Genomic DNA, 12378 nt, shown 5'->3' on the forward strand with positions numbered 1-12378 from the left:
CAACAGTCCGGTCAGACTGTCAGGTCGATTTGTTGGATTGTGCCAGCCTTGCCATTTTCGTGCAAAAAAATTCCTGAAGTGCGAATTTGGCCGAGGAGTTCGTTTTGCTGATTTTTCAGGTCGAAGGGTGTGCTGATATTGGCCAGTGCCAAGGCGCCAATGCCTGTATCGCCCAGTGAGCGCAGTGTCCCCGCCGTGTCGTCGCCCTGTTGCCAAAGACTCAGCTTATTGAATGCACTGTCGTTTTCATCAATCCATCCATTTTTGTCGTCGTCGAGTGCGGCAAGTTCGGCAAACCCATCCCCGCTGGTTGGGCCGAACATCTCGCGACCGTCGTTGATTTTTCCGTCGCTGTTGCGATCAAAGACCAAGTAGGCGCTACCGCTGGCCAAACGGGAAATCTGCTCATCTGTTCCGTCGGCATTCAGGTCGAAGGAGAAGCGTTGGTCGGTCAGGCTGGCCGCATTGCCAGCGAAGTTGAGAACCAGAGGGTCAATTTTTTTTGCCGCATCGCCCAAACGCAAACTGAGCGAATTTTCTTCGTAATACTGGCGTGACATGCTGAGTTCCAGGTCAAAACTTATTTCACGGCCGTCGCTGGTTTTTACGACGCCGGATGTCGAAAAATGGCTTTCCTCAATTTCCGTGTAGGACTCATGGTAGTCGTATTCAATCCCGTACCCTGCCGGCCTGGCCGGCGCTGGCGTGGCAGGGCTGCTTTGCTGAGCGGGGATTTGCACATCCGCGCCTTTGCCCTCTAATTCCCGAGGGTTGAAAACACGTGCGGTTTTTCCGGTCATTGCTTCCAGCATCATGCGGATCAGTAGAAGGCGAGGATCGTGTTCCGTTGCTTCGTCAATGGCTTCATCCGTATTGACGGATGCGGCAGCTGCTTTTCCGGCATCGGACAAAACGACATTTTCATGGGCTGGTGGGCGTTGGGGCGCAGGGGGCGTGGCCCGATTTTCAAAATTTGGCCGCTGCGGGCCAACCCACATTTTGAGCGACTCGCTGACTTCACGCTGCTGCTGGCTGCTATGCAATGAACTCATCTGCAATTCTGCGTTAGCGATTTTCATGGCAGTCTCCGAAAAGGTATAGGTGCATACCTTTTTAACGGCGATGCTGCAGCGAAATTAAGCTATTTCCCCCGACTTTCCTTGCGTTAGCAGTTTGTGCCCTGCTGCGCTTCGCCCCTGCTCAGGTTCTGGCGCCAAACTTGAATGCTTCACGCGCTGATTTTTCCAGGGCGTGCGGGTCGAATATTTCTTTGGTCTGCCAGCCGGCCAAATGTTGCTCGGCGATATCGGCTAGCGCCTCGATCCAGGCCGGGTCTTCATTCAGCGCCGGGATGTAGTGATATGCCTTGCCGCCAGCGGCCAAGAAATCATCGCGTCCTTCGAGGGCGATTTCTTCCAGTGTCTCCAGGCAGTCCGCAGAAAAGCCCGGACAAATGACGTCGACCCGGGAAATCCCCTGTTTTCCCCATGCTTGAAGCGTGGGGGCGGTGTAGGGTTGCAACCATTCGGCCTTGCCGAAGCGGGATTGGAAACAGATTTGGTATTGCTCGGGCTGAAGATTGAGACGTTCGGCCAGCAGGCGACCGGTTTTGTGGCATTCGCAAAAGTACGGGTCGCCAAGATCGAGGCTGCGCTTGGGCAAACCGTGAAAGCTGATCAGCAATTTGTCGTTTTTACCCAGTTGACCGCAGGATTGCCAGTGCCGGCGAACGGATTGTTCCAGCGCGCCGAGGTAGCCGGTATCGTCATGGAAATTGCGCACAAAGCGCATTTCGGGTTGGTTGCGGGCCTCGATCAACCAGCGGGCGGCTTCGTCAACGACGGTGGCTGTCGTGCTGGCCGCGTATTGCGGATACAGCGGGATGAGCAGAATGCGTCTGGCACCTTCTGCTTTCAGGTGACTCAGCACACTGGGCAGTGCAGGCTGCCCATAGCGCATGGCATAGCTCACGCTGACATGGTGGCCGCGTTCTCCCAGGATGCCTTTGAGTAGCTTGGCCTGGCGTTCGGTGTGTACGCGCAGCGGTGAGCCTTCTTTCATCCAGACCTGGGCGTATTTGGCGGCGGATTTTTTCGGTCGGGTGTTGAGAATGATGCCGTTGAGAATCAGCCACCAGAGCGGTTTGGGTATTTCAACGACGCGTGGGTCGGAAAGAAACTGCTTCAGGTAGCGACGCAGTGCCGGTGCGGTCGGCGCATCGGGCGTGCCGAGATTGACCAGGACGACGGCGGTGCCAAGTGGCGTGCCGTGACGGTACGGCGGTTCTGGCTGAAAGCGGGGCATCAGTTCTCGTTCTTGTAGGAGAGGGCAGAGGACAGCAGACGGGCGGTGATGTCGACGATGGGGATGACGCGTTCGTAGGCCATTCGGGTCGGGCCGATGACACCGACCGAGCCGACCACCTGGCCATCAACGTTATACGGTGCGGTAATCACGCTGCATTCATCCAGTGTGGCGATGCCTGATTCGCCGCCAATGAAAATCTGGACGCCTTCGGCCCGATTCGAGACTTCGAGCAGACGCATCAGGCTGGAGCGCTGTTCAAACAGGTCGAATAGTTCGCGTAGGCGCTTCATGTTGGAAGATAGTTCTTCCACGTCGAGCAGGTTGCGCTCGCCGGAGATGACGCAAGGCTTGGTGTTTTCTGCCAATGCGGCGTCGCCGGCATCCAGGGCCAGTGACATCAGTGGTTTGATGTCGTCGCGCAATTGCTGGATTTCACTGCTCAGGCGCTGGCGGATTTGTTCGAAATCCAGGCCGGCGAAATTCTGGTTCAGATAATTTGCGGTGCTGACCAGTTCGGCAGGCGTGTAGGCCTTGTCGCTGTTCAGTATCCGGTTTTGTACGTCGCCGTCGGTGGTGACGATGATGAGCAGGATGCGCTTTTCCGAGAGGCTGAGAAACTCGACCTGGCGGATCCGGTTGCTCGCCCGTCGTGGCGCAATGACTACGCCGGCAAAATGGGTCAGGCTGGAGAGCAATTGTGAGGCGTTGGCGATGATCTGGTTGGCTGGCAGCCCGTGCAGCGCTTCTTCCATTTGATCCAGTTGTCGGGATTCCAGCGTTTGTACGGTCAACAGGCTGTCGACGAATAAACGGTAACCGCGTGCTGTGGGCACGCGCCCGGCCGATGTGTGTGGGCTGGCGACAAAGCCGGCCTCCTCGAGATCCGCCATGACATTGCGGATGGTCGCCGGTGACAGATCGAGGCCGGAAAACTTTGACAGTGCACGTGAGCCGACTGGTTGTCCGTCGGCGATATAGTGTTCGACCAGTGCCTTCAACAGGGTGCGTGCGCGTTCATCAAGCATGGCGATGATTTTACCGAAAAGCGGGGAGGCCACGGCAAAGCGTTTTTTATGCCAGAATTCGGACCCATGAATCGTCTGTCCAATCCTCGTACCATTGCCCTGGTTGGCAAATACCATAGCCCGGAAATCGCCGAGTCGCTGGTGCGTTTGGCTGAATACCTGCATGAGCGCGGCGTTTCTGTTTTTATCGAGCGGGAAACGTCAGAACATATCGGCAAGCTGGTCGATCTGGCGCGTTGGGTGACTTGCGGTTTCAACGATATCGGTGCGCATGCCGATCTGGCCATTGTGCTGGGTGGTGACGGCACCATGCTTAACGCGGCGCGCCGGCTGGCCCGCTATTGCGTGCCCTTGGTTGGCGTCAATCAGGGGCGTCTCGGTTTCATGACCGATATTGCCCGCGACGACATGCTGACTTGCATGGATGATCTGCTCGATGGTCGCTTCCAGCGGGAAAACCGGATGCTGTTGGCGGCCGAGGTGATTCGCGATGGCAAGGAACTGGCCTCCAACATCGCCTTGAACGACGTGGTGGTGGATAAGGGGGCGATTGGTCGAATGATCGAATTCGAACTGTTCATCGATGGGGCATTCATCTACAACCTGCGCTCCGATGGGCTGATTGTGTCGACGCCGACCGGTTCGACTGCGTACTCGTTATCTTCCGGCGGGCCAATTTTGCACCCGACGCTGACCGGTATTGCGTTGGTCCCTTTGTGCCCGCATTCGCTGACCAATCGACCGATTATCGTCAACGATCAGGCCGATATCGAATTGCGCATTACCCAGGCAGATGATCCGCGCGCCCATTTCGATGGTCAGCTGACGCTTGATCTGCAGCGTGGCGATAGCGTGCGTCTGCGCCGGTCCGAACACACCATTTGTTTCCTGCATCCGCCAGGCTACAGTTACTTTGCCATGTTGCGCCAGAAGCTGCACTGGAGCGAACGGCCCAGGGGGCTTTGATGCTGCAACACCTGACTTTGCGCGATTTCGTCATTGTCGACCGGCTGGAGCTTGAGTTTTCTGCCGGTTTTGGCACGTTGACCGGAGAAACCGGCGCAGGAAAATCCATTTTGATTGACGCGCTGGCGCTGGCGCTCGGTGAGCGTGCCGATGCCGGGGTGGTGCGTGCCGGTTGTGAGAAGGCGGAAATCGCCGCCACTTTTGATATTGCCGCTTTGCCGGCCGTAGCGAGATGGCTTGAGGAAAACGGTTTTGAGACCGAAGGCGACCTGCTGTTGCGGCGAGTGATTGATGCTGGTGGTCGTTCGCGGGCCTGGATCAACGGTTCGTCGGCAACCATCCAGCAATTGCGCGAAGTGGGTGAATGGTTGGTCGATATCCACGGTCAGCATGCCCATCAGTCCTTGTTGCGGGCCGATGCGCAGCGTCAGTTACTGGATGCGCATGCCGGCCTGGAAGATCTGGTGCGTACCGTCGGTGCTGCCTGGCGACGCTGGCGTGATGCCGATCAGGCCTGGCGGCTGGCCAGCGAGGGGAGTGATGCGCTGTTGCGCGAGCGCGAGCAACTTGAATGGCAGGTGCGCGAACTTGATGCGCTGGCTTTCAATGCCGAGGAATGGGCGACGCTGGATGGTGAGCAGCGTCGTCTTGGGCATGCCGCTAGTCTCATCGAAGGTGCGCAATACGCTTTGGGCGTGTTGGCTGACGACGAGACTGCCTGTGAACGCCAGATCGACCGGGTGTCCACTCGTCTTGCCGGACTGGCCGAATACGATCCCGCGTTGGCCGAGGTTGCCGGGGTGCTGGGTTCAGTGCAGGCTGAGTTGTCCGATGCCGTCTCGACACTGCGGCGCTATACCGACCGGGTCGATCTCGACCCTTCGCGTCTGGCTGAGGTTGAGCGTCGGATGGACTCCATCCTGGCGTTGGCCCGCAAGTATCGTGTTCAACCCGTCGAGCTTCCTGTTCTGCTGGCCGAATGGCGTGAGCGCCTGGCGACGCTTTCGGCAGCGGCTGATCTGGCTGCCTTGCAGGCGAATGTTGAATTGTTGCAGCGTGCTTATCTTGAATCGGCCACGCTCTTGTCGGCGGGTCGGCAAGTTGCCGCGCAGGAAATGGGGGTGCAGGTCAGTGCCGTAATGGGCCAGTTGGCACTTTCGTCCGGCCGTTTCGAGGTGGCTCTGTTGCCGGTCGAGAATGCGGCTTCCCAAGGGGGTTTCCTTCGCGGTGCTGCGTACGGCCTTGAACAGGTCGAATTCCGCATTGGCGGCCTGGCCGGTAACGAAGCGAAACCCTTGGCCAAAGTCGCTTCAGGTGGTGAATTGTCGCGCATCAGTCTGGCCATTCAGGTGCTGACCTCGCGTTCAGCCAGTGTGCCGACGCTGATTTTCGATGAGGTTGATGTGGGTATCGGTGGTGGCGTTGCCGAGATTGTCGGGCGCTTGCTGCATGAGCTCGGTCAGGAACGCCAGGTGTTGTGTGTCACCCATTTGCCACAGGTTGCGGCGCGGGCCGACTGGCAATGGCAGGTGAGCAAGGCCAAGCGTGATGGCGTGATGCTGTCTGCCATACAGCCGCTGGATGAAGCGTCGCGCGTTCAGGAAATCGCCCGGATGCTGGGCGGCGTCGATATCACCGAGATTACCTTGCAACATGCGCAGGAATTACTGCGGTCGACGCCCTGAAAAGACAAAAATCGTTACAGTAGTCGGCTGATGGCGTAAGCGGCGAGAGCCAGGAAAAAAACGCCGCTGATCCGGTGTATCCAGCGTAGTGGCAAACGATTCAGTAATCGTTGGCCGGCGAAAATGCCGAGCAGCGAGGTGCACGCCAAAGCCAGCGTGGCGCCCAGCCAGACCGCGCTGGCAGTGTTCGTGCTACTCAGGCCGGCGACGGCAATTTGTGTCTTGTCGCCGAATTCCGCCAGGAAAATCAGCGTGAAGGTTGTGGCGAAGATGCCGTGGCTGGGTTTTTCTTCTATCTGCTCATCTTCGTCATCGTCCGAGTAACGCAGGGCGCTGATGCCGAATACGGCAAACAGCACGGCGACGGCGACAGTGACAATCCATTCGGGCAGCCAGGCAGCAACTGCGGCACCGAACAGCACCGCAAGCAGATTGAGTAGCGAGAAAGCCGCAATGGCACCGAGCGCAACCGGTAGGCCGCGATGGCGGGCCGCCAGTGTCATGCAGACCAGTTGGCTCTTGTCGCCGAACTCGGCCAAGCCAATCAGCAGAAAGCTGGCGCCAATGGAAGACAGCCATGCACTGCTGCCAAGTGCAGCTAATTCAGTCATTTGTGGCAGGAGACTCAGTCGTCGTGGGCAGCAGGGGGGTTGCGGTGCGGGCATGCTTCCTTGGTGCACTGTGCGTAGAGGTACAGTGCATGATCCTGAATCTTGAAGCCGCGTTCTTCGGCCACAAGATTTTGCCGACGCTCGATTTCCGGATCGTAAAATTCTTCAACACGGCCGCAGTCGACACAAACCAGATGGTCGTGGTGTTTGCCGCGATTGATTTCGAACACAGCCTTGCCGGATTCGAAGAAGTGACGCTCCAGCAAGCCCGCCTGTTCAAACTGGGTCAGTACCCGATAGACCGTTGCCAGGCCAATATCCATGTTCTCAGCGATCAGCATGCGGTAAACGTCTTCTGCCGTCATGTGGCGCATGCCGCCTTTTTCGAACAACTCAAGAATTTTCAGGCGCGGAAATGTTGCTTTCAGGCCGATGTTCTTGAGGCTCTGGGGGTCGCTCATTGTGGTTTTTCCTGTTATCGGGTGGAGCAGAGAGAGTGCTTATTTCGGGTATGATATACCGCTTCACAGTTGATCGAAACCTCTGGAAATCCGCATGCGTCGTTCTCGCACCCTGCTTTTCGTTGTGGCTTGCTCCTTGCTCGCAGCTTGCTCTTCTTACAAGCCCAGCTTTATCAATGAATACAGAATTGATGTTCAGCAAGGTAATGTGCTGACGCAGGAGATGGTTGGGCAACTCAAGCCGGGCCAGACCCGCGACCAGGTGCGCTTCATTCTGGGTAGTCCTTTGATTACAGATATTTTTCATCGCCAGCGGTGGGATTATGTCTATCGTTTCCGCAATGGGCGCACTGGTGCTGTGGAAGCCCGGCAGTTTTCCGTTTTCTTCGATGCAGAAGATCGACTGGCGCGTGTCGCCGGACTGGCCGAAGTTGGGGCTGTCGATGAATTGAACACGACCGTATCCAGATCGCGCTTGATCGATCTTGGCACACTGTCGGCGGAGGCTGCTGAGCAGCCATTGGTGACCGAAGAGCCTGGATTTTTCCGGCGAATGATGAACAAGGTTGGACTTTAAGCGATGAGCAGAACACGGATTGGTATTGTTGGTGCTGGTGGCCGCATGGGCCGTATGTTGATTGAGGCTGTTCTCAAGGATGATTCAGTTGCGCTGGGCGCAGCCTTCGATGTGCCGGGTAGCCCGGCGATTGGTGCCAACGCCGGGGCATTGGTCGGGATGGTCAGCGATGTGTTGATTTCCGACGATTTGCCTGGTGGCATGCAATATATCGATTGTCTGATCGACTTCACTCGCCCGGAAGGTACGCTTGAGCATCTGGCTATTTGTCGCAAGGCCGGGGTAGGCATGATTATCGGGACGACTGGGTTCGATGTCGCTGGCAAGGCGGCAATTTCGGAAGCTGCTTCTGACGTGCCAGTGGTTTTTGCGCCGAACATGGCCGTCGGGGTGAATCTGGTCTTCAAGCTACTGGAGACCGCAGCACAAATTTTGAATCAGGGTTACGACATCGAAATCGTCGAGGCGCATCACCGCATGAAAGTTGATGCCCCCTCAGGGACTGCGTTGCGCATGGGTGAAGTAGTGGCCGGTGCGCTGGGTCGCGACCTCAAGGAGTGTGCTGTTTACGGCCGTGAGGGCGTGACTGGTGAGCGGGATCCCTCGACGATCGGCTTTGCTACCGTCCGTGGCGGCGATATCGTGGGTGATCACACGGTGATGTTCTGCGGCTTGGGTGAGCGTGTCGAGGTAACGCACAAGGCGAGTAGCCGGATGCCTTACGCCCTTGGTAGCTTGCGGGCCGCCCGTTTTATCGCTGGGCGCAAGAGCGGTCTATTCGATATGCAGGATGTGCTCGGCTTTCGCTGATCGCCATGAAATCCCGTCTGCTGCAGCGGCAGCTCGTGGAGTTGTTTGGCGGCGAGGGTGATGTCGAGTACCTGCGCTTGCTTGAGCGAGCCAAAACTGCAGTGGTTCCGGAGTTCGTGCAGGGAATGGCCAAGCTTGTCGATTTGGTCGATGCGTCTTATGTGGCTTATGTCGGCTTCAATCACTGGAATGGTTTGTTGTCCGGCGATGCGCTGGCTGACTGGAACCTGCGCAGTGGCACCATAGAGTCAGGGCGCCAATGGAAGGAAATGCTGGGTTATTCCCAGCAAGAGATTGATGATTCGATCATCAGTTGGCAGCGCCTTGTTCATCCAGAAGATCAGCGCATCCTGCAGTCGCGGATGGCTGAGCATATTGCGAAGCGTGATCGCTGGTTTGAGCTCGAGTGTCGGCTCAAGGCAAAAGACGGGGCGTGGCGCTGGTTTCAGTTGCGCGGGGCCGTGGTTGCGCGCGATATGGAAGGAGAGCCGGCGCGTATCCTGGTTTTGCAGCGCGATATCAGCAAGATAAAGGAAGCCGAGGCTGCATTGATTGCAGCCAAGGAATTGGCTGAATCGGCCAATAAGGCGCGCGGTGCTTTTTTGGCCAACATGAGCCATGAAATCCGTACGCCGATGAACGGCATTATCGGGATGACGGGGCTGGCTCTGGACACCCAGCTTGATGCAGAGCAGCGACATTACCTGAAAACAGTCAAATCGTCGGCCGAGTCGTTACTGGTCATCGTTAATGACATTCTCGACTTTTCGAAGATTGAAGCGGGACGAATGGAGGTCGAGTCGGTCTCGTTTCTGGTTCAGGATGTGCTGCTTGAAGCGGTGCGGGTGCTGGCGCTGAGCGCGCATCGCAAGGGCCTCGAGTTGGTTGTCGATATCCGTCCCGAAGTGCCGTTGCGCTTGGTTGGCGATCCGACGCGCTTACGCCAGATCATCATCAATTTGGTCGGCAATGCCATCAAGTTTACCGAAGCGGGCAATGTCGGCGTAACGGTGGCTGTGGAACGCGCCGATGCTCAGCAGGCGTTGTTGCATGTGGCGGTCAGCGATACCGGTATTGGCGTTGCCGCGGATAAGCAACAGGCAATATTTGATTCCTTTTCCCAGGCCGATGTGTCGACGACCCGGCGTTTTGGTGGAACAGGTTTGGGATTGGCTATCTGCGCAAAGCTGGTGCAGTTGATGGGTGGCCGAATCTGGTTGGACAGTACGGAGGGGCAGGGGTCCATTTTTCATTTTACGGTCGGTTTGGGTGTTGACCGGGCTAATGCTGTTGTCGAGCCGGAAAAAGCCATCTATCGCGGGCGCCGGGCGCTGCTTGTCGAGGATAATCTGCTGGCTGCTCGGTGTTTGCAGGCCATGCTTGAACGATTTGGCTTGCATGTTTCCGTGCTTGCCGACCCCGTGCAGGCTGTTAGCGCATTTGATCAAAGCCGGCGCCTTGATTTTCCCTATGACTACCTGTTCGTCGATGCTGCAATGTCTTCGCCGGGCGGGATGTCGCTGGTCGAAAGTTGGCGAGATGGGGGTAAGCGTGAGCGTCTGATGGTCATGCTGACGACCGAGAATCAGCGCCATGATCTGGATCGTTTGCGCGAACTGGGTGTGTCAGTGCATCTGGTTAAGCCAATTGGCAGAGGTGATCTGGATGTGGCGCTCGGTTTGGCCGAGATGTCCGCTTCCGGAGATGGGGGCGAGATTGTGCTTGATGCCTTCGAGATTGACGAGAATGCTGCTTGCCAAGCGACGCAAACTCAAGATGTGCGTTTGCGTATTCTTCTGGTTGAGGATAATCCGGTTAACCAGGAGTTGGCGCTGCGTCTGCTGGAACGGCGCGGCCATCAGGTTGCTGTTGCTAACAATGGCGCCGAGGGTGTTGATATGTTCGATGCGGGATCGTTTGATCTGATCCTTATGGATATGCAAATGCCTGTGCTGGGTGGAATTGAGGCCACCGAAGCGATAAGAGCCCACGAAATGCGGCGAAGCTGGGTGATTTCGCATGAATTCAAGCCGATTTATATCGTTGCCATGACGGCTAATGTCATGGAGAGTGACCGGGAGCGTTGTTTTGCTGCCGGAATGAACGATTATGTGGCCAAACCTCTGCGCCCGGAAGAATTGTATGCTGCTTTGGCGCGTGCGGTTGAAGGTGAGTTGGTGCAGTTGCCCCCTGCTGATTCGGTGCTTTCAACAGGGCAGGCGAGCAAGCTGGACCTGAAGGCTGCCTTCGATAATCTTGGTGATGTGGACTTGCTGGCGACCATGGCGGAAATGCTGCTCGCCGAATGGCAGGATCATCTGGATAACTTGAAACAGTCAATTGCGGACCAGAATCTCTCCGCTCTTGGTCGACATGCGCATACGTTGAAAAGCTTGCTTGCTATGTTTCACGCAGAAGATGCAAGACGTCTCGCGCTTGAGATGGAGCATGCGGCAATCGCCGGTAATCAAGACTGGTCAGCCTGTCTGCGCACCTTTTTGGCGCTGGAGCAGGAGATGGAGAAGATACATCCGCGCTTGCAGTCTTTTGTTGAAACTCGCCTAATTCCTTGAATTTGCCTGAAAACCCTGTTTTCAGCTAAAATACGAAGGTTAAAAAGCACGAGCGGGGAGGCGCAAGCCTTCCCGCTTGGCACATGAACAAGCAGAAAAATTCAGGAGAGCCGGCCGTGTCCTTACTGCCCTCAATTACCCCCGCCATTCTCGCCCTCGCCGACGGAACGGTTTTCAAAGGGCAATCTATCGGCGCTGATGGTGTGACCAGTGGCGAGGTGGTGTTCAATACCGCCATGTCCGGTTATCAGGAAATTCTCACCGATCCTTCCTACTGCCGGCAGATCGTGACGCTGACCTATCCGCACATCGGCAATACCGGTTGCAATGCAGAAGATTTCGAGTCCGACGCCAATTACGCTGCCGGTTTGGTCATTCGCGATTTGCCTCGCGTTGCCTCCAACTGGCGTTGCCAGGACGATCTGTCGTCCTATCTGAAAAAACATGGGATTGTCGCCATTGCCGGTATCGATACCCGCAAGTTGACCCGTATCCTCCGGGAAAAGGGCGCGCAAGCCGGTTGCATCTTGGCTGGCGAAGTCGACGAAGCCAAGGCGCTGGCGATGGCCCGCGCGTTTCCCGGCCTGGCCGGCATGGATCTGGCCAAGGTTGTGTCGGCCAAGGAAAGCTGTGTCTGGAACGAAGGTGAGTGGACGCTGAAGGGTTACGCGTCCGGCCCGGCGCCACGGTTCCATGTGGTGGCCTACGATTTCGGTGTCAAGCGCAATATCCTGCGCATGCTGGCCCAGCGTGGCGTCAAGCTGACCGTCGTGCCGGCACAAACGCCGGCGGCCGATGTGCTGGCGATGAATCCTGATGGCATTTTCCTGTCCAATGGCCCGGGCGATCCGGAACCTTGCGATTACGCGATTGCCGCTATCCAGGAGTTTCTGGCGCGTGGTATTCCGACTTTCGGTATCTGTCTGGGGCATCAACTGCTGGCGCTGGCTTCCGGCGCGAAAACGCTGAAGATGAAGTTCGGCCACCATGGTGCCAACCACCCGGTCAAGGACATGGATACCGGCCAGGTGCTGATTACCAGTCAGAACCACGGTTTTGCGGTCGACGCTGATTCCTTGCCGAAAAACCTGCGGGCCACGCACGTCTCCTTGTTCGATGGTTCGCTGCAGGGGATTGCGCGTACCGACGTGCCAGCCTTCTCGTTCCAGGGACACCCGGAAGCGAGTCCCGGTCCGCACGACGTGGCCTATCTGTTCGACCGTTTCCTCGACACCATGACGCGCGGCGTTGCTGCGCTCAATAGCGCGCAATAAGCGGCACAGAGAGAGATAAAGATGCCGAAACGTACAGACATAAAAAGTGTTTTGATTATTGGCGCCGGCCCGATCATCATCGGTCAGGC

At 57.0% G+C, this 12378-nt stretch carries 11 protein-coding genes; 6 read left to right on the plus strand and 5 right to left on the minus strand.

The genetic code is table 11. From position 1 onward, the window contains the following. Window positions 1-11: 11 nt before the first annotated feature. The 3 genes from RCI20_RS06345 to hrcA form a co-directional block, all read right to left on the minus strand. Window positions 12-1079 (minus strand): VCBS repeat-containing protein, encoded by a 1068-nt coding sequence (locus RCI20_RS06345; protein ID WP_306603729.1) that lies wholly within the window; start codon window positions 1077-1079, stop codon window positions 12-14. A gap of 121 nt (window positions 1080-1200) precedes the next feature. Then, window positions 1201-2304 (minus strand): ferrochelatase, encoded by a 1104-nt coding sequence (gene hemH, locus RCI20_RS06350; RefSeq protein ID WP_306603730.1) that lies wholly within the window; start codon window positions 2302-2304, stop codon window positions 1201-1203. Beyond that, entirely contained in the window at window positions 2304-3332 is a 1029-nt protein-coding gene (gene hrcA, locus RCI20_RS06355; protein ID WP_306603741.1) for a heat-inducible transcriptional repressor HrcA, read from the minus strand. Before hrcA ends, hemH begins: the two co-directional genes overlap by 1 nt. A gap of 48 nt (window positions 3333-3380) precedes the next feature. On the opposite strand from hrcA, the gene RCI20_RS06360 reads away from it, so the two are divergent. After that, complete coding sequence (locus RCI20_RS06360) at window positions 3381-4298, plus strand: NAD kinase (RefSeq protein ID WP_306603731.1); 918 nt, start codon at window positions 3381-3383, stop codon at window positions 4296-4298. Then, window positions 4298-5983, plus strand: coding sequence for a DNA repair protein RecN (gene recN / locus RCI20_RS06365; protein WP_306603732.1), 1686 nt, complete (start codon window positions 4298-4300; stop codon window positions 5981-5983). The genes RCI20_RS06360 and recN overlap by 1 nt, the downstream gene beginning before the upstream one ends. Window positions 5984-5997: 14 nt before the next feature. Here the strand turns inward: recN and RCI20_RS06370 are convergent, their stop codons facing one another. Together RCI20_RS06370 and fur are read right to left on the minus strand one after the other, a co-directional pair. Then, window positions 5998-6594, minus strand: coding sequence for a TMEM165/GDT1 family protein (locus RCI20_RS06370; RefSeq protein WP_306603733.1), 597 nt, complete (start codon window positions 6592-6594; stop codon window positions 5998-6000). 14 nt (window positions 6595-6608) lie between these two features. After that, window positions 6609-7055: a ferric iron uptake transcriptional regulator gene (gene fur, locus RCI20_RS06375; RefSeq protein ID WP_306603734.1), complete on the minus strand. Its 447-nt coding sequence runs from the start codon at window positions 7053-7055 to the stop codon at window positions 6609-6611. A 94-nt stretch (window positions 7056-7149) separates the two neighbouring features. Between fur and RCI20_RS06380 the strand changes: the two genes are divergently transcribed. From RCI20_RS06380 to carA, 4 genes are all read left to right on the plus strand, one after another. After that, the gene (locus tag RCI20_RS06380) at window positions 7150-7632 is read left to right on the plus strand and encodes an outer membrane protein assembly factor BamE (protein ID WP_306603735.1); all 483 of its coding nucleotides are present in this window, start codon (window positions 7150-7152) and stop codon (window positions 7630-7632) included. Window positions 7633-7635: 3 nt separating this feature from the next. Continuing rightward, on the plus strand, window positions 7636-8442 hold the full coding sequence (gene dapB, locus RCI20_RS06385; protein WP_306603736.1) for a 4-hydroxy-tetrahydrodipicolinate reductase: 807 nt from the start codon (window positions 7636-7638) through the stop codon (window positions 8440-8442). A 197-nt stretch (window positions 8443-8639) separates the two neighbouring features. Further along, window positions 8640-11015: a response regulator gene (locus RCI20_RS06390; RefSeq protein WP_306603737.1), complete on the plus strand. Its 2376-nt coding sequence runs from the start codon at window positions 8640-8642 to the stop codon at window positions 11013-11015. An 83-nt stretch (window positions 11016-11098) separates the two neighbouring features. Beyond that, window positions 11099-12289: a glutamine-hydrolyzing carbamoyl-phosphate synthase small subunit gene (carA, locus tag RCI20_RS06395; protein ID WP_306603738.1), complete on the plus strand. Its 1191-nt coding sequence runs from the start codon at window positions 11099-11101 to the stop codon at window positions 12287-12289. Window positions 12290-12378: the final 89 nt, after the last annotated feature.

Origin of the sequence: Azonexus sp., assembly GCF_030824335.1 — a bacterium.
Classification (GTDB): Bacteria; Pseudomonadota; Gammaproteobacteria; order Burkholderiales; family Rhodocyclaceae; genus Azonexus.